Origin of the sequence: Halopseudomonas pelagia, from assembly GCF_009497895.1 — a bacterium.
In the GTDB taxonomy this organism is placed as follows: domain Bacteria; phylum Pseudomonadota; class Gammaproteobacteria; order Pseudomonadales; family Pseudomonadaceae; genus Halopseudomonas; species Halopseudomonas pelagia_A.
In genome coordinates, this window is record NZ_CP033116.1 from 3,877,057 (window position 1) to 3,901,960 (window position 24,904).

23 protein-coding genes are annotated in these 24,904 nt (G+C 56.2%); 9 read left to right on the plus strand and 14 right to left on the minus strand.

The genetic code is table 11. The features are described from left to right. Window positions 1-15: 15 nt before the first annotated feature. From EAO82_RS17810 to EAO82_RS17820, 3 genes are all read right to left on the minus strand, one after another. The gene (locus tag EAO82_RS17810) at window positions 16-2,991 is read right to left on the minus strand and encodes a transglycosylase domain-containing protein (protein WP_096345134.1); all 2,976 of its coding nucleotides are present in this window, start codon (window positions 2,989-2,991) and stop codon (window positions 16-18) included. 139 nt (window positions 2,992-3,130) lie between these two features. Beyond that, a complete protein-coding gene (locus EAO82_RS17815) occupies window positions 3,131-3,601 on the minus strand; it encodes a pilin (protein WP_185153062.1) in 471 nt (156 codons plus the stop codon). 215 nt (window positions 3,602-3,816) lie between these two features. Further along, window positions 3,817-4,272 (minus strand): pilin, encoded by a 456-nt coding sequence (locus tag EAO82_RS17820; protein WP_096345135.1) that lies wholly within the window; start codon window positions 4,270-4,272, stop codon window positions 3,817-3,819. 279 nt (window positions 4,273-4,551) lie between these two features. On the opposite strand from EAO82_RS17820, the gene pilB reads away from it, so the two are divergent. The 8 genes from pilB to EAO82_RS17860 are packed head-to-tail and all read left to right on the plus strand — an operon-like array spanning window position 4,552 to window position 10,920. Further along, window positions 4,552-6,255, plus strand: a complete 1,704-nt coding sequence (gene pilB, locus EAO82_RS17825; protein ID WP_096345136.1) for a type IV-A pilus assembly ATPase PilB — start codon at window positions 4,552-4,554, stop codon at window positions 6,253-6,255. 3 nt (window positions 6,256-6,258) lie between these two features. Beyond that, window positions 6,259-7,521, plus strand: coding sequence for a type II secretion system F family protein (locus tag EAO82_RS17830; protein ID WP_096345137.1), 1,263 nt, complete (start codon window positions 6,259-6,261; stop codon window positions 7,519-7,521). Between the two features lie 3 nt (window positions 7,522-7,524). Further along, the gene (locus EAO82_RS17835; protein WP_096345138.1) at window positions 7,525-8,397 is read left to right on the plus strand and encodes a prepilin peptidase; all 873 of its coding nucleotides are present in this window, start codon (window positions 7,525-7,527) and stop codon (window positions 8,395-8,397) included. A gap of 60 nt (window positions 8,398-8,457) precedes the next feature. Further along, window positions 8,458-8,772: a transcriptional regulator gene (locus tag EAO82_RS17840; RefSeq protein WP_096345139.1), complete on the plus strand. Its 315-nt coding sequence runs from the start codon at window positions 8,458-8,460 to the stop codon at window positions 8,770-8,772. Next, window positions 8,765-9,043, plus strand: a complete 279-nt coding sequence (locus EAO82_RS17845; RefSeq protein WP_096345140.1) for a helix-turn-helix domain-containing protein — start codon at window positions 8,765-8,767, stop codon at window positions 9,041-9,043. The genes EAO82_RS17840 and EAO82_RS17845 overlap by 8 nt, the downstream gene beginning before the upstream one ends. 33 nt (window positions 9,044-9,076) lie before the next feature. Next, window positions 9,077-9,703, plus strand: a complete 627-nt coding sequence (coaE, locus tag EAO82_RS17850; protein ID WP_096345141.1) for a dephospho-CoA kinase — start codon at window positions 9,077-9,079, stop codon at window positions 9,701-9,703. After that, complete coding sequence (yacG, locus tag EAO82_RS17855) at window positions 9,700-9,888, plus strand: DNA gyrase inhibitor YacG (protein WP_096345142.1); 189 nt, start codon at window positions 9,700-9,702, stop codon at window positions 9,886-9,888. Before coaE ends, yacG begins: the two co-directional genes overlap by 4 nt. 12 nt (window positions 9,889-9,900) lie before the next feature. Further along, the gene (locus tag EAO82_RS17860) at window positions 9,901-10,920 is read left to right on the plus strand and encodes a Nudix family hydrolase (RefSeq protein ID WP_096345143.1); all 1,020 of its coding nucleotides are present in this window, start codon (window positions 9,901-9,903) and stop codon (window positions 10,918-10,920) included. Between the two features lie 17 nt (window positions 10,921-10,937). On the opposite strand, the gene ispH is transcribed toward EAO82_RS17860, so the two are convergent. From ispH to murJ, 6 genes are all read right to left on the minus strand, one after another. Next, on the minus strand, window positions 10,938-11,885 hold the full coding sequence (ispH, locus tag EAO82_RS17865) for a 4-hydroxy-3-methylbut-2-enyl diphosphate reductase (RefSeq protein WP_096345144.1): 948 nt from the start codon (window positions 11,883-11,885) through the stop codon (window positions 10,938-10,940). A 528-nt stretch (window positions 11,886-12,413) separates the two neighbouring features. Then, entirely contained in the window at window positions 12,414-12,851 is a 438-nt protein-coding gene (gene fkpB, locus EAO82_RS17870; RefSeq protein WP_096345145.1) for an FKBP-type peptidyl-prolyl cis-trans isomerase, read from the minus strand. Window positions 12,852-12,985: 134 nt separating this feature from the next. Beyond that, a complete protein-coding gene (gene lspA, locus EAO82_RS17875; protein WP_096345146.1) occupies window positions 12,986-13,501 on the minus strand; it encodes a signal peptidase II in 516 nt (171 codons plus the stop codon). Beyond that, window positions 13,494-16,325 (minus strand): isoleucine--tRNA ligase, encoded by a 2,832-nt coding sequence (gene ileS, locus EAO82_RS17880; protein WP_096345147.1) that lies wholly within the window; start codon window positions 16,323-16,325, stop codon window positions 13,494-13,496. The genes lspA and ileS overlap by 8 nt, the downstream gene beginning before the upstream one ends. A 27-nt stretch (window positions 16,326-16,352) precedes the next feature. Beyond that, window positions 16,353-17,279 (minus strand): bifunctional riboflavin kinase/FAD synthetase, encoded by a 927-nt coding sequence (gene ribF / locus EAO82_RS17885; RefSeq protein WP_096345148.1) that lies wholly within the window; start codon window positions 17,277-17,279, stop codon window positions 16,353-16,355. 106 nt (window positions 17,280-17,385) lie between these two features. Then, on the minus strand, window positions 17,386-18,957 hold the full coding sequence (gene murJ, locus EAO82_RS17890; RefSeq protein WP_096345149.1) for a murein biosynthesis integral membrane protein MurJ: 1,572 nt from the start codon (window positions 18,955-18,957) through the stop codon (window positions 17,386-17,388). Between the two features lie 240 nt (window positions 18,958-19,197). Here murJ and rpsT point away from each other — a divergent pair, with 240 nt between their 5' ends. Next, the gene (rpsT, locus tag EAO82_RS17895) at window positions 19,198-19,470 is read left to right on the plus strand and encodes a 30S ribosomal protein S20 (RefSeq protein ID WP_022964853.1); all 273 of its coding nucleotides are present in this window, start codon (window positions 19,198-19,200) and stop codon (window positions 19,468-19,470) included. Window positions 19,471-20,089: 619 nt separating this feature from the next. On the opposite strand, the gene EAO82_RS17900 is transcribed toward rpsT, so the two are convergent. The 5 genes from EAO82_RS17900 to rplU form a co-directional block, all read right to left on the minus strand. Further along, on the minus strand, window positions 20,090-21,349 hold the full coding sequence (locus EAO82_RS17900; RefSeq protein WP_096345151.1) for an IS256 family transposase: 1,260 nt from the start codon (window positions 21,347-21,349) through the stop codon (window positions 20,090-20,092). Window positions 21,350-21,527: 178 nt separating this feature from the next. Beyond that, a complete protein-coding gene (gene proB, locus EAO82_RS17905; RefSeq protein WP_096345152.1) occupies window positions 21,528-22,646 on the minus strand; it encodes a glutamate 5-kinase in 1,119 nt (372 codons plus the stop codon). Between the two features lie 131 nt (window positions 22,647-22,777). After that, entirely contained in the window at window positions 22,778-23,983 is a 1,206-nt protein-coding gene (gene cgtA / locus EAO82_RS17910) for an Obg family GTPase CgtA (RefSeq protein WP_096345153.1), read from the minus strand. A 98-nt stretch (window positions 23,984-24,081) separates the two neighbouring features. Beyond that, window positions 24,082-24,339, minus strand: a complete 258-nt coding sequence (gene rpmA, locus EAO82_RS17915; RefSeq protein WP_096345154.1) for a 50S ribosomal protein L27 — start codon at window positions 24,337-24,339, stop codon at window positions 24,082-24,084. Window positions 24,340-24,362: 23 nt separating this feature from the next. Beyond that, on the minus strand, window positions 24,363-24,674 hold the full coding sequence (gene rplU, locus EAO82_RS17920; protein ID WP_096345155.1) for a 50S ribosomal protein L21: 312 nt from the start codon (window positions 24,672-24,674) through the stop codon (window positions 24,363-24,365). Window positions 24,675-24,904 lie beyond the last annotated feature (230 nt).

Sequence of the window (24,904 nt, forward strand, 5' to 3'; positions counted from 1 at the left end):
TGTCAAGACCGAAGGTCAGTCCCGCGCCACTTCACACAGCGCCCCACCCTGCTGCAAATAGGACTGCAGTATCGGCGCCATGCCTTTAAGCACTTGCACCGGCAATGCAGAAGTAAACCGGAAGCCATCCGCTGCTTTGCCTGGCACAAACGCCGTCAGCGTACCGAAGTGATCATCCCCGAGGAAAAACACAAAAGTCGCGGTCCGGTTCATCACCTGGCTGCTGGTCGAGCGGCCGCTGGCGGTCATGCTGTGAATGCGGTTGTCCCCGGTGCCGGTCTTGCCCCCCAACGCTAAAGGCATTCCATCCGCATCTACAAAAGTCCCCTGCAAACGCCGCGCAGTACCGCCATCAACAACCTCGGATAACACACCCTTCAACGCCGCGGCGACATCAGCGTGCATTACCTGCACACCTACTTCCTGGGGTCGCTGCAGACGAACCTCATAAGGCGTGCCCGCAGCAAAATGCAGGTCATTGATTCGCCGGCTGGGGAAACGCATGCCTTGGTTTTGAATGATGCCCATCAACTCGGCCAGCGCCGCCGGGCGATCGCCGGAGCTACCCAATGCCGTACCCAACGAGGGAACCAGATGCTCGAACGGATAGCCCAGTTGCCTCCAGCGCCGATGCACCTCTAGAAAGGCTTCGACTTCCAACATGGTACGGATGCGCGAATCCCGTGCACTGCGATGGCGAGTGCGAAACAGCCAGCCATACACCTCTTGCCGCTCGGCCTTGCTGGCCTCCACGGCATCGCTGAATTTGCTGTCCGGCTGACGACTCAAATAACCTACCAACCACAACTCCAGCGGGTGTACGCGAGCGATATAGCCCTGATCCGGCAAATCGTAACGGCCAGGCCCGTAATCGCGATACAAACTACCTAACCGAACGCTACCCAATTCGCTCATTCCGGGTTGGGTCTGCATAAAGGCCTGGAACGCAGTCTCGTCGGCATCGGGGTAGAGATAGCGATGCACCGCGGCGAGACGAGTGGCCGTGGGCCGCAGGCCATCAAGGAATACGTCAAGCCGCTCCTGCTCAGTTAACCCCGCATACTTGCGCCAAAACCTCAGCAAAAATGTCTGCCCTTCCCTATCTGCAAAACGCTCCAGGTAAACCTTGCGTGACGGATCCTTATCGTCACGCATCACGTTCATGCTGCTTTCAGGCGACTGGTAAATGGCATAACGAAGAATGTCGCGCATCAAGCGCACAAAAGGCAGGTTGATCGACTCGCGCAAGGATTCACGCAGGGTCGGGTTACGGTCGTTGTCCGAGCGGAGGAAGTTGCCAAAATGCTGCACACCTCCCCCAGTAAAGAACCGCTCGTTCGGATTCGCCGAATAGCGTCGCTCCAGCGCCGCCTCCAGCATCTGGGCCAAAGGCGCCTGGGGATTTGCGCTCAAATAACCCGCAGCCCACACCGCCAGCACGTTCTCGTTATCCGCGCGCAGCTTGGCCAGTGTTTGCGGGTCTGCTCCGCTTAACTGCTCATGCAACTCCGCAATAATCTCCAGATAAGTCGCCAGCACCCGCAACTTGGCCGTAGAGCCCAATTCCAGCTTGCTGCCTTCATTCAGGTCAAATGGCAGCCCGGTGTTATCTGTCTGTACTCGCACCTGGTTGCCGTCGACCCCGTGCTGCATCAGCGTGAAGCTGTAACGCACATCCCCAACCTTCTCAGGCGATAGCAGTCGCTCCCCCAGCAAGCCAATCTGCGCCGCCATCTCCGGCGTCGACAAGCTCTCCAGATAAGCACTGATCTGCTGCTGTAAATCACCGTGCAGGCTGGTGTCGGCCTGCAAATCGTAGCGGTCAACCGCATACTGGGACTGACCGAGCAAACCAGACAGCCTTGCTCGCGCTACGGTGATGGCTTTGTCTACTGCAAAGCGCTGCCTTAAAGGATTTTCAGACCAGTTGCGAAACACCAGTGGCTGGAGCAAAGCTTCGTCACGCAATGGCGCCTCAATCAGCCCCTCGCGCGCAAATAAACGTAGATGGCTGTCGATCAGGCCGTTCAAGTCGTCACGGCCTTTCAGCAGATAGTAGGAGGGCCGACGCTGGGCAATCATCAGCGCCAAGGCTTGGCGTAGCGCAACCGCCTGCCCAGTGAGATCTTCATCCCCAGCCAAGCGCCGACTGAATCGCTCAATATCTTCAGAGAACCAAACCCACAACCCATCCCCGACACCGTTTACCTCGCCATGTCCTGGCGCCGCTGCCAGAGGAACAGTGTTGATATAGTCCAGCACCAACTGACGACGTGCTTCCAGGGTATTGGGACCTTTCTTATAAGCTCGCACACTGGCCGAGCCCATCTGCATCAACTTGTCCTCCAGTCCCTGGGTCCGACCTTCACGGGAATGGCGAAACTTTTCAATCTGCGTGGCAATCGTGCTCGCACCAGGTGTTGAGCGGTCCGCGTTGAACCGACTGCCGGCCAAAGACACAGACGCGTCAGCCAAGCGTAACCAGTTCACCGCCGGATTGGCATTGGGATGTTCAAGACTTAACAGCTCACGATCTTCAATGAACAGAAGCGCTTCGGCCAGCAAAGGCGGCACTTGCTCATAATGCTCGTAATAACGCTCTGGGTAATGAAAGGAAAACACGGGTTCGCCCCGGCAATCCTGAATAGTCAGACCGGACTGAGTTTTTTCATCAAAGGGCGGGAAGAAGCCCTGCTCAACATAGCGCAGCAAAGGATCTGAAAATTGCGCCTGGGCAACCACCGAATAGCCTAACGACTGCAAACGCGGTAACAAGGCAGGCAGCACCGTATATCCGTAGCGATGATCAAAAGGGCCGTACTCAGGGTAGATGACCCGCTCGCTCGGGCCCTCCATCAACTCATAGGTCAGTTGCGACGCGTACTCACTAACGAACCGGGATTGATAGTAGGAGTGCTGAATCTCCTCGCTGACCAACCAAGCCAGCGCCACCAGCGCAATACCCAGAAGGAGCCATGGACGGTGCCGCATATTTTCTCCCCGGATTGTTTGGGGTAAGTCTACTGGAGAGGTGTGGGGATGGAATAGCAGGAATAAAGCCTAAGACGAAAATTGCCAAGATTTCAGGGATGATCTGCCGCCGATCAGCCCGTGGAAGACAACTTACCACTCAAGGGCAGGCTCTAGACACGAAATTGGCGGGCACCCCGGTAGTCGCGCAGATCCAATAACCCTCCTCGCTCCGAGACCAAACCACCTGTGCGTTACTATTGATTAAAGTTGGGGTAGCGTTATTTCCGAAAGAAGCAGTGATTGTTGCGGTTTGAGTAAGAGGAGAGGCAAGCTGGGGCACGCCAGTGCCTGGAGCTAAAATAGCGCCGACCTGCGAATCGCCGAACAAGAGGTTAGAACCAGAAGCAGCGGGATCACATTGACCAGCAGCAAGACCTATAACAAAACGTGACTCAAGCAGACAATTTTCGACACTCGTCCTAAGACGCGCAGCTTCGGATATAACTCGATTAACCTGGGTGTTGATAACAAAACCTTGGTAAAGCGGAATACTAACAGCAGCTAAAAAGCTGACAATCGCAACAACAATCATCAATTCGATAAGCGTGAAGCCTTTGGCAAGACACATTATCCAACCCCACATGAAGATTAAACTTAAACACAGCGCAAAGCATGCCTGCAAGCAAGAAAGCAAGAAAGCAAGAACTTTAATAATGTAAAACCAAATGCTAAAGCGAACAAAATTCTCACAAAGCCGCGCAAAAAAAGACCCCGCTGAGGCGAGGTCTTTTATCTAATACTAAGCTAACACTTGCCGGACAGCCAAAGTGCTATGCAACTGCATTAGGGAGGCGGTGGCACTGCAGCTGCTGCTGCACCACAACCGGTAGGTGCAAAGTTAGCCTCTACAGTAGAGGTACAAACCCAAGTACCTTCCGCGTCACGAGTCCAAACAAGAGTTTCCCCATCAATCGCTGCTGCGGCATTCCCGCCGAAAGTGGCTTCTATAGTGGCAGTTTCAGTTAACGGATCGTCGATATCAGGAAGATTACCATCCAATAGGTTAGAGTTTGTAGCACCTACATCACATTCCCCAGCAGCAGTACCCAGATCCAAGCGCCCGTCCAGAATACAAGTTTCAACCGCAGTACGCAGTTGGCCTGTTTCAGACATAACACGGCTTACCTGAGACTTAGCAACGTAAGTCTGGTACTGAGGAATAGCGATTGCAGCCAGAATACCGATGATCGCAACAACGATCATCAGTTCTATCAATGTAAAACCCTTTTGAGATTTCATGTTCAACTCCGTTTAGTAATGAATTAGCCGGCAGGCTGAAATCGATACTGCATTGACCGTGCCAACAATCAAATTCCCCGCAATATAGGGCTTAAAGTGGAATGCATCTCAGAGACTCAGCCAATGCACTGATGAAACTCGTCAAGGAGTGACATTTTTTGTCATGTTCGTAGTGCCACGTATTACTTTTAAAGACTAGCTGTGGGCATGGCGCTGTGTGTGTAATATAGTCGGCTCGTAAAACCCTAATAACTCCAGTATTGAGGCCGCCCTTCGCCTATGGATACCCCCGCGCTCTCCGGTCTGGCCCGGCGTATTGTTCAGGACCAGTTGCTCGACGCTCAGGTTGCCGCTAAGGCCAGCAAGCAAGCTAGTCAGGACAAGATTCCCTTTATCACCTACCTCGTCCAGAACAAGCTGGCCAGCGCTCGCGATCTGGCAATGCTCTGTGCGGAAGAGTTTGGCTATCCCTATTGCGACCTTGCGGCGATTGACAAGGAATCTCAACCACAGGACTTAGTCAGCGAAAAGCTGATTCGCCAACATTCTGTGTTGCCGCTGTTCAAGCGCGGTTCACGCTTGTTTCTCGGCATATCAGACCCTACTAATCAGCAAGCCCTGAGCGACGTTCAGTTCAGTACGGGATTGATGACGGACGCCGTTATCGTAGAAGACGATAAGCTGCATACGCTGATCGAGAAGTTCCTCGAAAGCCCCACAGGTGGGCTTGGGGATATGAGCGACGGCGAGCTCGACGACCTGGATATCCAGAACGTCAAAGACGATGAAAAAAAGGACGGCGGCACGAGTGATGCCGATGATGCGCCCATCGTTCGCTTCGTGAATAAAATGCTGTTGGACGCAGTTCGTATGGGCTCATCTGACCTTCATTTTGAGCCGTATGAAAAGGTCTATCGGGTACGCTTTCGTACCGACGGCATATTGCACGAAATGGCCAAGCCACCGATCCAATTAGGCGTTCGTATTGCGGCTCGCCTCAAGGTGATGTCATCCATGGATATGGCTGAGCGGCGTAAACCGCAGGATGGCCGTATCAAAATGAAAATATCCAAGAACAAAGCGATCGATTTTCGCGTCAATACGCTGCCTACGCTATGGGGCGAGAAAGTAGTGCTGCGTATTCTCGACGCAGAAAGCGCCAAGATGGGCATCGACGCGCTTGGCTATGAAGATGATCAAAAAGAGATGTATATGTCTGCTCTTGCTCGCCCGCAAGGCATGATCTTGGTGACTGGGCCAACTGGCTCAGGGAAAACCGTTTCTCTTTACACCGGCTTGAATATTCTCAACACTGTTGAGCGCAATATCTCTACTGCAGAAGACCCAGTCGAGATCAACCTTGAAGGTGTAAACCAGGTCAACGTTAACCCAAAACAGGGGCTGGATTTTGCCAAGGCTCTTAGGGCGTTTTTGCGTCAGGATCCGGATATCATCATGGTGGGCGAAATTCGCGACTTGGAAACGGCCGAAATCGCCATTAAGGCTGCACAAACAGGCCACATGGTGATGTCGACCCTTCACACCAATAGTGCTGCCGAGACGCTTACGCGCTTGAGGAATATGGGCGTTCCTTCCTTCAATATCGCCACATCGGTAAACCTGATTATTGCCCAGCGGCTGGCACGGCGGCTATGCAAGTCCTGCAAAAAGCCAATGGAGATACCTAATGAAGTACTGCTTGAGGAAGGATTCACGCAGGAAAAAATAGACGCTGGGATCACAATTTATAGTCCTGTAGGTTGCGAAAATTGCAAAGACGGTTATAAAGGACGTGTTGGCATCTATGAGGTAGTCAAAATCACCCAGGCGATGCAGCGAATCATTATGGAGGACGGCAACTCCATTGAGATTACTGAAGTAGCACAGAAAGAAGGATTCAGAAACTTGCGCCAATCCGCCCTGATGAAAGCGGAACAGGGTGTTACCAGCCTGGCGGAAGTCAACCGAGTGACCAAGGATTAAGTCATGGCGCAACAAGCCGCAGTAAAAAGAAAATTGGCGTCGCCCAAAACAAAGGCAAAAGTTGATAAAACTGTACCTTTTAAGTGGGAAGGCAAGGATCGCAAAGGCACAAAAGTAGCTGGCGAATTGCAGGGGCTTAATGTTGCTCTGGTAAAAGCTCAATTGCGCAAACAAGGCATTCTGGCGACCAAGGTCACAAAAAAGTCGACGTTGTTTGGCACCCGAGCGAAAAAGATCAAGCCACTTGATATCGCATTTTTTACACGTCAGCTCTCTACTATGATGGCGGCGGGCGTCCCAATCATTCAGTCGTTCGACATTATTGCTGAGGGAACTGAAAACCCCAATTTGCAGAAATTGATCAACGAGATTAAAGCAGATGTGGCGGCAGGTAACACCTTGGCGGATTCGCTTAGAGCTCACCCTAAATATTTTGACGATTTGTTTTGTAACCTCGTCGAGTCAGGCGAGCAGTCAGGCAAGCTGGAATCATTGCTTTCACGCATCGCCACGTACAAAGAAAAAACCGAAGCCCTGAAAGCGAAGATCAAGAAGGCCATGACCTATCCGATCGCGGTAGTCGTGGTCGCCATCATCGTTACCGCCATTCTGCTACTCAAGGTAGTACCTCAGTTCCAGATGGTTTTTTCCAGCTTTGGAGCAAATCTTCCCGCCTTTACTCTTTGGGTAATGGGAATATCTGAATGGCTTCAGGCTTGGTGGTTTATAGCGCTGGTCGTTATCATCGTCATCGGTTATGCCTACACTCAAGCCCATGTGCGGTCCAAGAAATTTCGTGATGCGGAAGACCGCGCTTTGCTGAAGGCCCCGGTTGTTGGCGATATTGTGTATAAAGCGGCTGTGGCCCGATATGCCCGTACCCTGTCGACGACCTTCGCCGCAGGCGTACCATTGGTTGAAGCACTGGATTCCGTCGCAGGCGCAGCAGGCAATGTCGTTTTCTACAACGCCATTATGCAAATCAAAGAAGACGTTTCTGCTGGCTCTCAGCTGAATTTCTCGATGCGTACCACAAATGTCTTTCCATCAATGGCCGTGCAAATGGCGGGCATTGGGGAAGAGTCCGGCAACTTGGATGGCATGCTGGAAAAGGTAGCCGACTACTACGAAAGCGAAGTCGATAATGCCGTGGACAACCTCACCACGCTTCTCGAGCCAATTATCATGGTAGTACTTGGCGTGCTGGTTGGCGGCCTTATCATTGCCATGTACTTGCCAATCTTCCAGCTTGGTAATGTTGTCTAATTCATGAGTTTACCCTCCTATTTGGCCAGCGATGAGCTGGCCTTTATTTTGATCGCCGGCCTATTAGGCCTCGTTGTTGGTAGCTTCCTCAACGTTGTCATCCATCGCGTCCCAAGAATGATGGAACGCGACTGGCTTAGGCAGGCGCGGGAAATGCTGGAGCCTGATGCTGAACAACCGAAAGAACCGACCTACAACCTGATCCTACCTCACTCCCACTGCCCACACTGCAACACAGAAATCAAAGCGTGGCAGAACCTTCCGGTCTTGAGCTATCTATTGCTGCGCGGGCGCTGTGGCCAGTGCAGGGCACGCATCAGCCCGCGCTACCCACTAGTTGAATTGCTGACGGCCGTGCTGTCGATGACAGTGGCTTGGCAATTCGGTTTTGGTTGGGCGGCTGGAGCCATGTTGGTGTTGACCTGGGGGCTAATCAGTTTAAGTCTGATTGATGCCGATACCCAGTTGCTGCCCGATTCGATAGTGCTGCCGCTGCTCTGGCTTGGCCTGATCATCAACAGCTTTGCGCTTATGACTGACCTGAACTCGGCGCTCTGGGGCGCGGTGGTGGGCTATCTGACCCTCTGGCTCATTTTCTGGGCATTCAAGCTGATTACGGGCAAGGAAGGCATGGGCTACGGCGATTTCAAATTGCTAGCTATGCTTGGCGCCTGGGGCGGCTGGCAGATTCTGCCGTTGACCATTTTGCTCTCTTCTCTGGTGGGCGCGATTCTGGGCGTCATCATCCTGAAAACCCGTGGCCAGTCCAACGCCACTCCCCTGCCCTTCGGACCCTATCTGGCAATCGCCGGGTGGATTGCATTGATCTGGGGTGACACAATTACCGGCACATACCTTCACTTCGCCGGATTCTGATCGGCTATCGCACTCTTATCCTGATTGCAGGACTATACGGCTTTGCCGTATAGTCCTCGCATGTATACCATTATTGAAACGGAAGTCTTTAAACGGTACGCCGAAGCTGTCTGGGATGAGGATGAGCGCCACGCGTTTATTACCTGGATCGCTGCGAACCCTCTGTCAGGCGACGTTATTCCTGGCAGTGGCGGCCTTAGGAAACTCAGGTGGCGCGGGAGCAGCGGAGGCAAGCGAGGTGGCGTGAGGGTCATTTACTACAACGAGCTTGCGGTAGGCAGTATCTGGCTGCTGATCGTGTACAGCAAGGCAAAATTCGATAATTTGCCCGCAAGCTTTCTCAAGCAGTTGAAAGAGGCAACCGGCAATGGATAAAGAACTGCAATCATTTCAAGAAGATCTCTTGCAATCCATCCAACAAATGAAATCAAACAAAATTGCTCGGGCAACCAAGGTTGAACTGACTCCAGCTGCGGCCGCTCGCGCCAAAGTGGGGTTAACACAGAATGCATTTGCCGAGATGCTGGGGGTCAGTTTGCGCACACTGCAGGATTGGGAGCAGGGTCGCAGGCAGCCTACAGGTGCCGCCCAGACTCTGCTGTTAGTGGCTACACAACATCCGGAAGCGCTATTGGATCTGCACTGATCAAACAGGCTTTTGGGCCGTCTGGAGTACGCGTTGAACCCAGTCTCAAACTCATTGATCATAGGTTTGACCGGCGGTATCGGCAGCGGCAAGAGCGCTGCGGCTGACCGCTTTGCCAACGCGCACGGCATTCATGTAGTGGATGCCGACCTCAAGTCTCGCGTCGTAGTTGAACCAGGTAGGCCCGCACTGCAGCATATTGTGGATCGATTTGGTTCTGACATACTGCTTGAGAACGGCAGCCTTAACCGCGCAGCACTGCGTGAGCGCGTGTTCCAGGATGTTGATCAGCGTCTGTGGTTGGAAGCACTTCTGCATCCGCTGATCCGCGAAGAAATTATAAGCGACCTGGCCTCTGCGACGTCGCCTTACGCGCTGCTGGTTTCGCCGCTACTGGTTGAATCCGGTCAACATGCCATGACTGAGCGCATCATCGTCGTGGATGTGCCCGAGGCGACGCAGATATTGCGCACCAGCCAACGCGACGGTGTGCCTGAAGCACAGATCAAGGCTATCATGCAGGCCCAGGCGAAGCGTGAAGACCGCCTGCGGCACGCCCACGATATCATTCTCAATGACCAGGACCTGGCGACGCTGCATGCGCAAGTTGACGCGCTGCATGAACGCTACCTGGCCATGACTACAGGAGCCACGCCATGACCCTGAGCGTCGAATGCCCTACCTGCAAAGCCCCGGTGACCTGGGATGACAGTTTTCCCGACCGCCCTTTCTGTTCACACCGGTGTCGTTTAATCGATCTCGGCGCCTGGGCTTCTGAAGAGCACGTAGTCCCGGGCGAAGAGCTGGAACAGGACCTGTATTCAGGGGATCTGCCCCAGCAATGAGCCACTGATTTCGTGCGCCCAATTCATGTAATGGCTGCGGTGATTCGCCGAGCGGATGGCAGCATTCTGATTGCCAAGCGCCCTGATGCCGCACATCAGGGCGGGCTGTGGGAATTCCCTGGGGGCAAGCTGGAAGAAGGTGAGCCTCGCCTGGATGGCCTTGCGCGCGAACTGCAGGAGGAGCTTGGGATTCAAATTACCAACGCTCGTCCGCTGATTGATATCCGCCATGACTACCCTGACAAATCCATACGCCTGGATGTGTGGAGCGTTTCTTCGTTTAGCGGAGAGGCACATGGTGCCGAGGGGCAGCAGGTAAGGTGGGTGGCGCCTCAAGACCTTGGGCAATATGCGTTTCCAGCTGCGAATAAACCTATTGTTCTTGCTGCTACCCTGCCCCAACGTTATCTGATTACCCCTGATAACTGCGATGCAGACCAATTGATCGCCGGACTGGACGTGGCCAGCGAACGGGGCGTGCGGATGGTTCAGTTGCGGCAGACTGGTCTAAGTCAGGCTGATTATGCAACCTTGGCTACGACCCTGATGGCCAAGACCGGCGAAGCGTTTATGTGGATATTGAAAGGCGAGCATCCACCGTCGAGCGGGGCTGGTTGGCATGTGACGTCGGCGCAGCTGCGGAGATTTCGTGCGAGTGGGTGGTGCAAGGGGAAGCCTTTCGCGACGAGGCCCCCGCTCCTACAGAGTACTGACGAGATGGAGCGACGGTCTGAGTGCGAGGAGACTTGGGATGGGTTATTGGCCGCGTCCTGCCACAACGCGGAAGAACTGCAGATGGCGAACGATATCGGCGCTGACTTTGTCACCCTCTCGCCCGTACTCCCTACACAAAGCCATCCCGGGGCTGCGCATCTTGGCTGGGAGGGGGCCGCAGAGCTTGTAGCGATGGTAAATATGCCGGTGTATCTTTTGGGCGGCCTAAGCTCGGACGATCTTGAGTGCGCTCAGGAGATAGGCGCGCAAGGTATAGCTGGGATTTCCGGATTATGGCCGGCGGTTAAACCCCGCTAGACCAGGCAGCACCCACTTCAGTCCAGCGATACCACGCGCAGCTCTTTGGGCATACTAAAGACGATATTTTCTTCCTGCCCGGCCAGTTCTTCCTCGCCTTGGGCGCCCAGGCCATGCAGGTGCCTGATTACCTGTCTTACCAGGATATCCGGCGCAGAGGCGCCAGCGGTGATGCCGATATGCTTGACGCCATCCAGCCATTCCGTACGAATCTCATCCGCGCCGTCAATCAAATAGGCGGGGGTACCCATGCGCTCGGATAGTTCACGCAGCCGGTTGGAGTTGGAGCTGTTTGGGCTACCGACCACCAGCACCAGGTCACAGGCGCTGGCGAGCTGCTTGACGGCATCCTGGCGGTTTTGTGTCGCGTAGCAGATGTCGTCCTTGCGCGGCCCGTCAATCGCCGGAAAGCGTGCTCTCAGCGCGTCTATGACGCGCGCCGTATCATCCATCGAGAGGGTGGTCTGGGTAACGAACGCCAAACTTTCCGGATGGCGGACGTTGAGCTTGGCTACGTCGTTTTCGTCTTCTACCAGATAGATAGCACCGCCATTGCGGTCATCGTACTGACCCATGGTGCCCTCAACTTCGGGATGGCCGGCGTGACCGATCAATACACACTCACGACCATCACGGCTGTAGCGCGCGACTTCCATATGGACTTTGGTAACCAGCGGGCAGGTTGCATCGAAGATCTTCAGACCGCGATCGCTGGCTTCCTTGCGAACTGCCTGGGAAACGCCGTGAGCGCTGAAGATGACGATGACGTCGTCAGGAACTTGCTCGATTTCTTCAACGAAGATGGCGCCACGGTTGCGCAGGTCTTCGACGACGAATTTGTTGTGCACCACCTCATGCCGCACGTAGATCGGCGGGCCGAAGACCTCGAGTGCGCGATTGACGATCTCGATGGCACGGTCAACGCCGGCACAGAAGCCGCGGGGGTTGGCCAGTTTGATCTGCATGGGAGCCTCGGTTATGGGTGGCTTACGGATGAGTATTGGTCGCCATTATCCATGATGTGGGCGGGTAAATCGACGGCTGGGGTAGTTTGAGTGGTGGCGGGTACTCTGAAGGTCAAGATGGATTCCCGCGTGCGCGGGAATGACGATATTGGGCAAACGAAGCTGGCTGGGGGGTTTGGGGGGATGAGCCGGCCATGATGGTATTGAAGTTGGAGTCTTCACTAGTGCGGTTTTGCTGATATACCGCTTGGATTCCCGCCTTCGCGGGAATGACGGAGGTGGGGCTGGAATAATGTGTTTGGCACTGAAATGACGAAGCTGGGGCTGCAATAACCAGGTTCGCTATGGAAAATAAGGCTTGGCTCCCACCCACCTCGTCATTCCCGCGAAGGCGGGAATCCATTTTGACCTTGTTGGCGGTAGCCTAGCGAGACAAGCGATTTAGGCACCACCGTCGTAAGCCAGGCAATCGATCCTTGCGTTCGCGAGGATGACGGAATCGAGAAACGACGTGCGATGTAGCACCTATTAGAGTGCAGTCACCTTGATGATTTCAACGTCGAAGGTAATCACTTTGCCTGCCAGCGGGTGGTTAAAGTCCACGTCTACAGTGGTGTCGTGGATGGTTTTGACCACACCGGGTAGCTCGCCGCCGGCGGCGTCGCGGAAGATCACCAGCAGGCCGGGCTCCAACTCCATTTCGTTGAATTGATCACGGGCGACGGTCTGCATGTTCTGAGGATTGCCGGGGCCGAAGCCGCGTTCGGGCTCGATAGCGAAACTGCGCTGATCGCCGGCCTTGAGACCAAACAGGCTCTGCTCAAAGCCAGGCAACAGGCTGCCATCGCCGACCTTGAAGGTGGCTGGTGTTTTGTCGGTGGTAGTATCTATCACATCACCGTTGGGCAGCTTCAAGGTGAAATGCAGAGTCACTTCAGTGTCGTGGTTAACGCGAATGTCGGTCATGATGTGTGTCTCTTGTTTAGTCGTTTAATGGCGGGCCAATCCATTCGCGGCGGGAACGCCGCTCCTATAAAAGGCCGTGCTATTAAATTAGATCGAAGCAGCCCCGCGGGAGCGGCCGCCTGGCCGCGGCATTCTCAGCCAACTTTGGCGTCGGCCTCAGCCTTGTTCTTGCCACCAAAAAACATGTCCAGAATCAACAGCGCGGCACCGACGGTGATGGCGCTGTCGGCGATATTGAAGGCTGGGAAAAACCAGCTTTGCTGCCAATGCACCAGAATAAAATCCACCACATGACCATGCACAATTCGGTCGTACAGATTGCCCAAGGCACCGCCCAGAATCAGCGCCAGCGCCAACGGCTCCATGATCTTCTGCCGTGGCAGCCGCGCGAGCCAGACGATCAGCATGCCGCTTACGCCTACGGCGATGGCAACAAAGAACCAGCGCTGCCAGCCGCCAGCATTGGCCAGAAAGCTGAAAGCGGCACCGGGGTTGTAAGCCAAAGTAAAGCTGAACAGACCATCAATCACCGGCACCTGCTGGTACATCTGCAGGTTGGCCTCGGCAAACCATTTACTCAACAGATCCAGGCCGATGATCAGTGCCGACAAGAGCAGCCAGCGGAGACTACCGTTACGCAGATCAGGCATGCTTGCGCACCTCGCCCGGCCCCTGGATGTTGTCTACACAGCGACCGCAGATCTCCGGATGCTCGGGGTGCGAGCCGACGTCCGCACGGAAGTGCCAGCAGCGCGCGCACTTGGCGTGGGTCGACTTGACGATTTTAAGCTTCAGGCCAGGCAGTTCGGTATCAACACAGTCTGATCCGGCCTGCGTCAGTGGCGCAAGACCGGCCTGGGAAGTAATCAATACAAAACGCAGCTCGTCGCCGAGCTTGGCCAGCGTTTGAGTCAGGGATTCATCCGCATGCAAGGTCACTTCGGCCTGCAGGTTGCCACCAATCACCTTGGCATTACGCTGATTTTCCAGCTCACGGTTGACCGCAACCTTGACCGCCATGACCTCATCCCAATAGGCACGATCCAGCTCGATGCCTTCCGGCAGCGCAGTAAGCCCGTCGTACCAAGTGGTCAGCATGACCGAATCACCGCGCTCACCCGGCAGGTACTGCCAGAATTCCTCTGCGGTGAACGACAGAATCGGCGCGATCCAGCGCGTCAGTGCTTCGGCGATGTGATACATCGCAGTCTGGCAGGAACGCCGCGCGGTGCTGTCTGCGCCGGTGGTGTATTGACGATCCTTGATGATATCCAGATAGAAACCGCCCAGCTCCTGCACGCAGAAGTTATGCACCTTCTGGTACACGTTCCAGAACTTGTAGGTGTCGTAGGCTTCAATGATTTCCTGTTGCAGCAACAAAGCACGGTCGACAGCCCAGCGGTCCAGATCCAGCATTTGCTCAGGCGCCAGCAGATGTTCCTTGGGATCGAAACCATTCAGGTTCGAGAGCAGGAAGCGCGCGGTGTTGCGGATACGCCGGTAGGCGTCGGCACTGCGCTGCAGAATGACTTTGGATACCGCCATCTCGCCGGAGTAGTCGGTCGAGGACACCCACAAACGCAGGATGTCAGCCCCCAGGCTGTTATTGATTTCCTGCGGCGCGACCACGTTACCCAGCGACTTGGACATCTTGCGGCCGTTCTCGTCGACCACAAATCCGTGGGTCAGCAGACCCTTGTAAGGTGCGTGGCCATCGGTAGCGGCACCCGTCAGCAGCGAAGAATGGAACCAGCCACGATGCTGATCAGAGCCTTCCAGATACAGATCCGCCCGCGGACCTTGCTCATGGCCCATAGGGTGCGAGCCGCGCATGACGTGCAGGTGCGTGGTGCCGGAATCGAACCACACGTCCAGGGTGTCGCTGATCTTGTCGTACTGATCTGCTTCCGCGCCCAGCAGCTCGCTGGCGTCCATCGCGGACCAGGCCTCAATACCGCCCTGCTCCACACGCAGCGCTACCTGCTCGACCAGTTCGGCCGTGCGCGGATGCAGTTCGCCGGTCTGCTTGTGCAGAAACAGCGGAATTGGTACGCCCCAGGTGCGCTGACGGGAGATACACCAGTCCGGCCGACCGGCAATCATGTTATGCAGGCGCTGTTTGCCCCAGGCCGGGACGAATTCGGTTTCTTCAATCGCTGCCAGCGCACGCTGACGCAGCGGCAAGCCTTCGTGCGGCTGGGTGTCCATGCCGATAAACCACTGAGCGGTGGCACGGTAGATCACCGGCGTCTTGTGGCGCCAGCAATGCATGTAACTGTGGCTGACCTGTTCGTGCGCCAGCAGGCAACCGACCTCCTCCAGCTTGGCCACCACATTGGGGTTGGCCTTCCAGATAAACTGACCGCCAAAAAACTCCAGAGTGTCGGCGTAGACGCCATTGCCTTGCACTGGGCTGAGGATGTCATCATTCACCATGCCGTAACGCTTGCAGGTATGAAAGTCGTCGACGCCATAGGCCGGCGCCGAATGCACGATACCCGTGCCCGCGCCCAGCTCGACGTAATCAGCCAGATAAACCGGCGATAAGCGATCATAGAAAGGATGACGGAAATTGATCAGCTCCAGGCGATCGCCGGTGGTGCGCGCAATGATTTCGCCGGTGCGGCCATAGCGCGCCAGGCAGCTTTCGACCAGCTCTTCGGCCAGCACCAGCAGGCGATCGCCGACATCAACCAGCGCGTAGTTGAATTCCGGATGAACGTTCAGCGCCTGGTTGGCGGGGATAGTCCAGGGCGTGGTGGTCCAGATGACCATTTGCGCCTGCTTGGGCAACTCATTCAGATCAAAGGCGGAGGCCAGCTTCTCCGGCTCTGCACAGGGAAAGCCGACATCGATAGTGGGCGACTGCTTGTCGGCGTATTCCACCTCGGCTTCAGCCAGGGCTGAGCCGCAATCAAAACACCAGTTGACCGGCTTCAGGCCCTTGAACACAAAGCCCTTCTCGACCAGCTTGCCGAGTACGCGGATTTCTCCCGCCTCGTTGGCAAAGTCCATGCTCTTGTACGGGTTGTCCCATTCGCCAAGCACGCCCAGGCGAATAAAGTCGGCCTTCTGACCTTCAATCTGCTTGGCGGCGTAGGCACGGCTCAGCTCACGGGTTTTGCCCGGCTCCAGGTTCTTGCCGTGGGTGACCTCGATCTTGTGCTCGATAGGCAGGCCATGGCAGTCCCAACCCGGCACGTATGGGGCGTCAAAACCAGAGAGGGTCTTGGAACGGGTGATCATGTCCTTGAGGATCTTGTTCACCGCGTGGCCAATGTGAATATCACCGTTGGCATAGGGCGGGCCGTCGTGCAGGACGAAGCTCGGCCGGCCGCGGCTGATCTCGCGAATCTTCTGGTAGAGGTTGATGCTGTCCAGGCGCTTGAGGGTTTCCGGTTCACGGGTGGGTAGACCGGCCTTCATCGGGAAGGCGGTTTCCGGCAGGTTCAGCGTCGCTTTGTAATCAGTCATCTTCTTTCCAGGCTCACTTGATTGGAGTCACAGGCCCCATTGGGCTCGGGCGGCAGCAAAATCTGCCTTGATCGCCGCCTTCAGCGCGTCCAGCGAATCGAATCGCTGTTCATCGCGCAATTTTTCGTGGAACACCACGGTAATTCGCCGACCATAAAGGTCGCCGTCAAAATCCAGTAAATGCACTTCCAGATGGGCCTGACCGTCGCCATCGACCGTTGGCCGAGAGCCAATATTGGCCACGCCCTTCTGCATTACGCCATCCAGCTCGACACTGACGCGATACACGCCCTGCAGCGGCGCTCTCAGACGTTTGAGCTGGACATTGGCAGTGGGTGCTCCCAACTGGCGGCCCAGCTTCTGGCCATGCAGCACCCGACCGCTGATACTGAAAGGCCGGCCTAACAGACGTTCAGCCAGGGAAAAATCGCCCTCAGCCAGTACCTGACGCACGCGGGTGCTGCTGATCCGTTCGCCACTTTCAGCGACAGTGTTGGCAGCCTCCACCGTAAAACCATGGCGCTCACCGCTACCCTGCAGAAAGGCAAAATCGCCAGAGCGATCACAACCGAAACGGAAGTCGTCACCCACCTCAAGATGCTTTACGCCAAGGCCATCGATCAGTATCTGTTGCACGAACTGCTCGGCGCTCATTTCGCGCAACCGCCGGTTGAATGATAAGCACAACACCCGGTCGACACCTTGCGCCTCAAGCAGCGCGAGTTTGTCCCGCAGGCGCGTCAGGCGCGGCGGTGCATCACCCGGCGAAAAGTATTCGCGTGGCTGGGGTTCGAATATGACGACACAGCCGGGCAGATTCATGCGTGCAGAGTCAGCACGCAGACGCTTGAGAATCGCCTGATGCCCGGCATGCACGCCATCGAAGTTGCCAATTGTCGCCACGCAGCCCCGATGCCGGGGCCGCAGATTCTGTATGCCGCGGACCAGTTCCATAATGCTCGATGCTTGGCTTAAAGGGTCGAAACGCGCAAGTATACAGGGTTAGCGGCTCGCGCGTCATGCGCGGACGCCGAGTTAATCCAGCCTGCATCACGCCAGTTTAGCCGTGGCGCAAATGCCGCATGCGCATGCCAGTTCCCAGCAAAGTAGCGACAAACACGCCGATGCCCGCCACCACCAGCAAGGTCATCTCCCAGACCTTGTTCTGCCAGCCCCAGGCAAACCACTGCTCGGTCTCAGGGACCATCCAGATGACCACTGCGGACATGGCGGCACAGGCGGTTACCAATCTGAGCGCAAATAGCGGCCAGCCAGGTTGCGCCTGATAAACACCCATTTTCTTCAAGCCCCACCACAGCAGCCCGGCATTCAACATGGCTGCCATGGAAGTGGCCAAGGCCAGCCCGACATGCGCCAGCGGCCAGATAAAGATCAGATTCAGCACCATATTCACGACCATACAGATGATCGCAATCTTGACTGGGGTCTTGATGTCCTGGCGGGCAAAATAACCGGGCGCCAGCACCTTGATCAGCATAAAGATCATCACCCCTACCGAATAGGCCTGCAACGCGGCGGCCGCCTGCACCACGTCACGCTCGGTCATCGCGCCATAATGGAACAGGGTGGCTATCAACGGTTCCGCTAACAGCAGCAAGGCCAACGCCGCTGGCACGCCGACCAGCATGACCATGCGCACTGCCCAGTCCAGCGTTGCGGCAAAGGCCTTGGGGTCTTCCCCGGCGTGCTGGCGGGACAATGCCGGCAGAATCACGGTACCAATGGCGATACCAAAGGCGCCCAGCGGTAACTCAGACAGCCGGTCGGCGTAATAAAGCCAGGAAATACTGCCGGTTTCCAGGAACGAAGCCAGCACCGTGTCCAACAGCAAGTTGATCTGGCTGACTGATACACCGAACAATGCCGGCAGCATCAAGGTCATGATGCGCTTGACGCCCTCGTGCTTGCGATCCGGCCGCGGCACCGGCAGCAACTTGATCTGCGCCAAAAAGGGCAGCTGAAACAGCAACTGCAGCACGCCGGCGATAAATACGCCCCAGGCCAACGCCATGATCGGCTGATCGAAATAGGGCGTCATCAGTACCGTCGCAGCAATCATGCTCAGATTCAGCAGCACCGGAGTGAATGCCGGCACGGCAAAACGCCCATAACTGTTAAGGATCGACCCGCACAGGGCCGTAAGCGATATCAACAACAAATAGGGAAAGGTAATCCGCAGCATGTCGGTGGCAAGGGCGAGCTTTTCCGTTTCACCATAAAAGCCCGGTGCAAACAGTGTGATCAATACCGGCGCACCCGCGACGCCCACGGCAGTAATAGCCACCAGGGTCAAACCCAGCGTACCGGTCACCCGATCCACCAACTGTTTTACGTCTGACAGGCTGCGCTTGGTCCGGTATTCCGACAGCACCGGCACAAACGCCTGGGCAAAAGCACCTTCGGCAAACAGGCGACGCAAAAAATTGGGGATCTTGAACGCGATAAAGAACGCATCCGCCTCGGACTGCGAACCAAAATAGGCTGCCACCACCACATCGCGCACCATGCCAAGCACCCGCGAGAGCATAGTCATCATGCTCACAACCATGCCCGAGCGCAGCAGCGTCGGGGCTTTGGGATCAGGTGCTGCAGGAGGGGTGGAGTCAGTCATGCATCAGGCCGCCGGATAAAACCGCGATGATAGCCTCCGCGACCATCGTGTGGCGAGGGTCTGGCGCAGCAAAGGCTTGTAGTAAGGCGCTAAAAGCCTCAAGCTTCCGGCCTTCAGCCTGCGGCTTTTCATAACCTGCCCGCTACTGTTATCAACCCTTGACATTAGGGTATCTCGGCGGCATAGTACGCGGCCTTATTTGTACCTTATTCATTACGATTTTTTCTGAGGAGCACGACGGTGGCCAACTCACCTCAAGCCAAGAAACGCGCCAAGCAGGCCGAGAAGCGCCGCAATCACAATGCAAGCCTGCGCTCCATGGTTCGTACTTATATCAAGAACGTAGTCAAGGCTATCGAAGCCAAAGACCTCGAGAAAGCACAGTCCGCCTACACTGCAGCAGTGCCGGTCATCGACCGCATGGCTGACAAGGGCATCATCCCCAAGAACAAGGCTGCTCGTCATAAGAGCCGTCTGAATGCGCACATCAAGGCAATGGCTACCGCCGCCTGATCGCATTCTCTTGTGGTAGAAAAAACCGGCTTACGAGCCGGTTTTTTTGTGGCTGAGATTTAGGGTTTGGGGTTGGACGGGACTGGCGCTGATGCGGCTGGGCGATGCCACGCAGGCGTACGCGAGCAAGAATGGATCCCCGCTTTCGCGAGGATGACGAGGTGGGGAGAGGCAGACGGGCTGGGAGCTGAGGCCGAGGCGGATCCGGCGTTGAGGGTTGGATTGTCTTTATAGGCCTGGCACTACTACGGGGCCACCTGTGACTCAGAATGGATTCCCGCCTGCGCGGGAATGACGGTGCAGGGGCGGGAATGACGAGGTGGGGCGAGACTGACGAGGCAGGCGGAAATGACGTGAGGAGGATGTTGGTGTGGGCCGGGATGGCCGTACTGTACCGGAATAGCTGTGCGGGCCGGAATGACTGTGCTGGGCGCGGATCACGGTCTGGCTGGGCGCGGATCACGGTCTGGCTGGATAGAGATGCGGACACGAATGACTTAGAAAGAGCCGTCATTCCCGCGCAGACGGGAATCCAAGCGGTCTAAGCTCCGTTCCAACCGGGGGTGTCAGTTTTTTTGTGTTCAGGCCGTTAAGGCCTGTCACCTGACAGGCCGGGACATCACCAGGTTGGCCTGATGAAGCGGTCACCGTACAAGATAGCAAATTGATTCATTGCGCTTTTCCAGTCATGTGCTGCCTTACCCCAGTTGGCCGTGATATTACGTAAGCCCAGCCAGATCAGTTTGGTTGCGGCTTCATCGTTAGGGAAGTGCCCGCGTGTTTTGATCACCTTGCGCAGCTGGGCGTTGATACTTTCAATGGCATTGGTTGTGTAGATCACCTTGCGTATCGCCTGCGGGAACACGAAGAACGGTATTACCCGGTCCCATGCCCTGCGCCAGGCAGCTACTACCGTTGGGTACTGCTTGCCCCAAGGCCCGGCCTCGAACTCGTTCAACGCCTGCTCGGCGGCTTCAGCGCTCAGTGCCTGATAAATCGGTTTCAGCGCCTTGGCCAGCGCTTTCCGCTTGTCCCAAGACGCATAGTTGAGACTGTTGCGGATCAGGTGAACGATGCAGGTCTGCAACGTCGTTTCAGGATAGACCGCGCTCAGCGCCTCGGGCATACCCTTTAAGCCGTCCGTGACCGCAATCAGAACATCCTCAACGCCTCTGTTGCGTAGGTCGTTGAACACCTTTAGCCAGAATTTTGCGCCTTCAGTATTCTCGATCCAGATCCCCAGAATGTCGCGAGTGCCATCAGGCAGCACGCCCAAGGCCAGATAGATCGCCTTGTTGCGCACCATGCCTTCGTCACGGATTTTTACCCGCAGAGCATCAAAGAAGATCACCGGATACATTGGCTCCAGAGGCCGCTGTTGCCACGCGCCGACTTCTTCCATGACGGCATCGGTGACCGAACTGATGAAGTCGTGAGATACCTCGGTGCCGTACTGCTCGAGCAGGAACGCACGGATGTCACGCACCGTCATGCCCCGGGCGTACATGGCGATAATCTTATCGTCAAAACCCGTGAAACGCCGTTCGTGCTTGGGAATCAAAATCGGCGCAAAGCTGCCGTCACGGTCCCTCGGGATGTCGAGACCGAGTGGGCCGTCATCGGTTAGTACCGTCTTACTGCTTGTGCCGTTGCGCTGATTGCTAGAGCCCTCAGGACGCTCAGCTCCCAGAGGGTAACCAAGGTGGTGGCCCAGTTCGGCTCCCAGCGCACGCTCAACCAAGGCTTTTTTGAATGCCATGGAGGCGTCCTGAATGGCCTCAGCGGTCATCGGACCTTTAACGAACTGGTCGATCAGTTCATTCGGGATGGTTGGCAGGTCTTGCTTGGCCTTACTGGCCGGTTTCTTTTGGCTCGGCATAATGCACCTCTAAATGCATGTTATGCCCAAACACAAAATTTATGACAGTCCCTTCCAACCATCTAACCCCTACCTCGCCAGCCCAGTCCTGCCCCGAGCATCAAATCCTCGCCCCACCCCGTCATCCTCGCGAACGCGGGGATCCATTGAAAGGACCCACCGCAGACACCGATCAGACTTAAACCAGCACCAGATTATCCCGATGCACCATCTCCGGCTCATCCAGATAACCCAGAATCTTCGCCACCGCATCCGTAGGCTGGCCGAGAATCCGCGCAGCATCCTGCGCACTGTAATTCACCAGACCCCGCGCCACTTCGCGACCATCCGGGCCGACACAAATAACCATCTCCCCACGACGGAAGCTGCCTTCAACGGCCTTGATACCCACCGGCAGCAAGCTCCGACGCCCAGATGCCAGCGCCTTTACCGCACCCTCGTCAATCAGCAGGCGCCCGCGGGTTTGCAGATGCCCGGCCAGCCACTGCTTGCGCGCGGCCAGCATGCCCTTCTCGGGCAACAACAAGGTACCCAGCTCCTCGCCTGCCTGCAGCCGCTCTATGACGCGCTCAATACGCCCACCTACAATCACGGTACCCGCACCCGAACGTGCCGCCAGGCGCGCTGCACGCAGTTTGGTCAGCATGCCGCCGCGACCTAGCGCGCCAGCACTGCCACCGGCCATGGCGTCCAGTGATGCATCATCCGCCATGGCCTGCTTGACCAGTTCGGCCTGCGGATTATTTCGTGGGTCGGCGGTATACAAGCCATCACGATCCGTGAGAATCACCAGCAGATCTGCTTCAACCAGATTGGTCACCAACGCGCCAAGCGTATCGTTGTCGCCAAAGCGGATCTCGTCGGTCACCACGGTGTCATTCTCGTTGATCACCGGGATAACACCCAGATCCAACAATGCACGCAGAGTGCTGCGCGCGTTCAGGTAGCGCTTGCGGTCGGAAAGATCGTCGTGGGTGAGCAGCACCTGGGCCGTGGACAGTCCATGCGCCTGGAAACTGGATTCCCAGGCCTGCACCAGCCCCATCTGGCCGATCGCGGCAGCGGCTTGCATCTGGTGAATCGTCTTCGGCCGCTCGGTCCAGCCCAGGCGACTCATGCCGGCGGCGACTGCTCCGGAGGACACCAGCACCAGCTCAGCACCATTCTTGCGCAGAGCGACCAGTTGCTCGACCCAGACCGCCATGGCGTCCTTATCCAGGCCGCGGCCGTCACCAGTGAGCAGCGCACTACCAATCTTGACTACCCAACGGCGGGCATTGGTTACCTTGTCACGCATATTCGATCCAGAAGCAAAGTGTCAGTTGAATCACTGCATTCTAACCCATTCGCAACGAAGCCGGCGCTCCCACAATGGCAATGCCATGCAAGAGCGCCGGCTTCGGCGCACTACGGAATCAAACAACCACATCAATGCACGTAGATGATCTCCGGACCATCTTCCTCATCTTCGTCGTCATCTTCATCTTCGTCATCATTCAACAGACCCTGCTTGCGCAGCGCCTTGCGGTCGTCAAGCTCCTGAATATGCGCGCGAGCCTCTTCCTCGATACGCTGATCCAGTTCAGTCACTTCAGCGGCATACTCCTCATCGTCAAGCATGCGCAGCTTGCGCTCGTCGAGCCAGTTCATCACGGCCTTGGCTAGCTCTTCAGTGCCCTGGTGCTCTGAAGCGGAGATCACGAATACCGGACCCTCCCATTCAAGCCGCTCAACCACGTCATCCAGCATCGCCTGCTGCTCATCTTCCAGCAGTTGATCGCACTTGTTCAGCACCAACCAACGCTCACGCAGGGTCAGGGCCGGGCTGAATTTACCCAGCTCGTGGATAATGGTTTCGATCGCCTCCACCGGATCGCTGCCATCCGGCGGCACCATATCAACCAGATGCAGCAGCAACCGCGTGCGCGACAAGTGCTTGAGAAAACGCGTACCCAAACCAGCGCCTTCAGCAGCACCAGCAATCACACCGGGAATATCAGCAATCACAAAGCTGCGCAACTGACCCACATCCACCACACCCAGGTTCGGCACCATGGTGGTAAACGGGTAATCAGCCACTTTCGGCTTGGCCGCAGAGACGGCGCGAATAAAAGTACTCTTGCCCGCGTTCGGCAAGCCGAGCAAACCGACATCGGCCAGCACTTTCAGCTCCAGCTTCAGGTCGCGCTGCTCACCCAGACTGCCATTGGAGGTCTGGCGCGGCGCACGGTTGACGCTGGACTTGTAACGGGTATTACCCAGGCCATGGAAACCGCCCTGAGCCACCAGCAAACGCTGGCCGGGCTCGGTCAGGTCACCAATGATCTCCTGGGTACCGGCGTCGATCACCGTGGTACCGATTGGCACAGGGAGGATCATGTCTTCGCCCTTGCTGCCGGTGCAATCCTTACCGCTGCCGTTCTCGCCGCGCTTGGCATTGAAGCGACGGGTATAGCGGTAGTCCACCAGGGTGTTGTAGTTGTCGGCTACTTCGAGATAGATCGAGCCTCCATCACCACCATCACCACCATCAGGCCCGCCCTTGGGAATGAACTTCTCCCGGCGAAAGCTCATGCAGCCATTGCCACCATCGCCGGCCTTGACCGTAATGGATACTTCATCAACGAATTTCATCTAGCTCCCTCCCGCTACGGGATGGATTGAGGTTGCTACAAAAAGGACAAACAAAAAAGCCCCGTCGTCAGACAGGGCTTTTTCGAACCAGGGTAGTATCAGGCTTCTACGACATTCACGTAGCGACGACCGAACTTGCCCTTCACTTCGAACTTGATCACGCCAGCCGCTTTAGCAAACAGGGTGTGATCCTTGCCCATGCCGACGTTCTTGCCGGGATGGAATTCAGTGCCACGCTGACGAACAATGATGTTGCCAGGAATGATGGACTGACCGCCGTACATTTTAACGCCAAGGCGTTTGGATTCTGAATCGCGACCGTTGCGCGTGGAACCGCCTGCTTTTTTGTGTGCCATGGGTGTTTATCTCCTCAATGGGCTTAGGCAGAGATGCCGGTAATCTTGATTTCGGTGTACCACTGACGGTGGCCCTGACGCTTCATGTGGTGCTTACGACGACGGAACTTGATGATCCGGATCTTATCGCCACGGCCATGAGCGCTGACTTCAGCAGTCACCTTGGCACCTTCAACAATCGGCGCACCGATGCTGATGTCGTCGCCATTGCCGATCAGCAGCACGCGGTCGAAATCGATGCTGGCACCGGTTTCCACGTCCAGCTTCTCTACTCTCAGGTATTCACCTTCGGTGACCTTGTACTGCTTACCACCGGTAACAATCACTGCGTACATGATGCTTTCTCCGTAATCCTGCTCACCCGGCGCTTAGGTATAATGATTAGTGGCCGGCATGGCTGCAAGTGGACCCGCCTATCGGGCCCTACCTTGCCATTGTCAAAACAGGGATGCTGTAAATCTGCTTATACGTAAATACGTAGACACGTAAATACGGTTTTCAGGGGCGGAAATTCTACGCAAAGAAGCGGCGCTGCGCAAGCTTTAACCGTTGCCAACCAACACAG

Coding starts and splice junctions, on each gene's coding strand:
- EAO82_RS17835 (WP_096345138.1), top strand. CDS start 7,525: ATGAGTTTACCCTCCTATTTGGCCAGCGATGAGCTGGCCTTTATTTTG.
- lspA (WP_096345146.1), bottom strand. CDS start 13,501: ATGCCTGATCTGCGTAACGGTAGTCTCCGCTGGCTGCTCTTGTCGGCA.
- ispH (WP_096345144.1), bottom strand. CDS start 11,885: ATGCAGATCAAACTGGCCAACCCCCGCGGCTTCTGTGCCGGCGTTGAC.
- EAO82_RS17815 (WP_185153062.1), bottom strand. CDS start 3,601: ATGTGTCTTGCCAAAGGCTTCACGCTTATCGAATTGATGATTGTTGTT.
- rpmA (WP_096345154.1), bottom strand. CDS start 24,339: ATGGCACACAAAAAAGCAGGCGGTTCCACGCGCAACGGTCGCGATTCA.
- ribF (WP_096345148.1), bottom strand. CDS start 17,279: ATGGAACTGGTCCGCGGCATACAGAATCTGCGGCCCCGGCATCGGGGC.
- EAO82_RS17845 (WP_096345140.1), top strand. CDS start 8,765: ATGGATAAAGAACTGCAATCATTTCAAGAAGATCTCTTGCAATCCATC.
- cgtA (WP_096345153.1), bottom strand. CDS start 23,983: ATGAAATTCGTTGATGAAGTATCCATTACGGTCAAGGCCGGCGATGGT.
- ileS (WP_096345147.1), bottom strand. CDS start 16,325: ATGACTGATTACAAAGCGACGCTGAACCTGCCGGAAACCGCCTTCCCG.
- EAO82_RS17820 (WP_096345135.1), bottom strand. CDS start 4,272: ATGAAATCTCAAAAGGGTTTTACATTGATAGAACTGATGATCGTTGTT.
- EAO82_RS17900 (WP_096345151.1), bottom strand. CDS start 21,349: ATGCCGAGCCAAAAGAAACCGGCCAGTAAGGCCAAGCAAGACCTGCCA.
- yacG (WP_096345142.1), top strand. CDS start 9,700: ATGACCCTGAGCGTCGAATGCCCTACCTGCAAAGCCCCGGTGACCTGG.
- fkpB (WP_096345145.1), bottom strand. CDS start 12,851: ATGACCGACATTCGCGTTAACCACGACACTGAAGTGACTCTGCATTTC.
- proB (WP_096345152.1), bottom strand. CDS start 22,646: ATGCGTGACAAGGTAACCAATGCCCGCCGTTGGGTAGTCAAGATTGGT.
- murJ (WP_096345149.1), bottom strand. CDS start 18,957: ATGACTGACTCCACCCCTCCTGCAGCACCTGATCCCAAAGCCCCGACG.
- EAO82_RS17840 (WP_096345139.1), top strand. CDS start 8,458: ATGTATACCATTATTGAAACGGAAGTCTTTAAACGGTACGCCGAAGCT.
- EAO82_RS17810 (WP_096345134.1), bottom strand. CDS start 2,991: ATGCGGCACCGTCCATGGCTCCTTCTGGGTATTGCGCTGGTGGCGCTG.
- EAO82_RS17830 (WP_096345137.1), top strand. CDS start 6,259: ATGGCGCAACAAGCCGCAGTAAAAAGAAAATTGGCGTCGCCCAAAACA.
- rplU (WP_096345155.1), bottom strand. CDS start 24,674: ATGTACGCAGTGATTGTTACCGGTGGTAAGCAGTACAAGGTCACCGAA.
- pilB (WP_096345136.1), top strand. CDS start 4,552: ATGGATACCCCCGCGCTCTCCGGTCTGGCCCGGCGTATTGTTCAGGAC.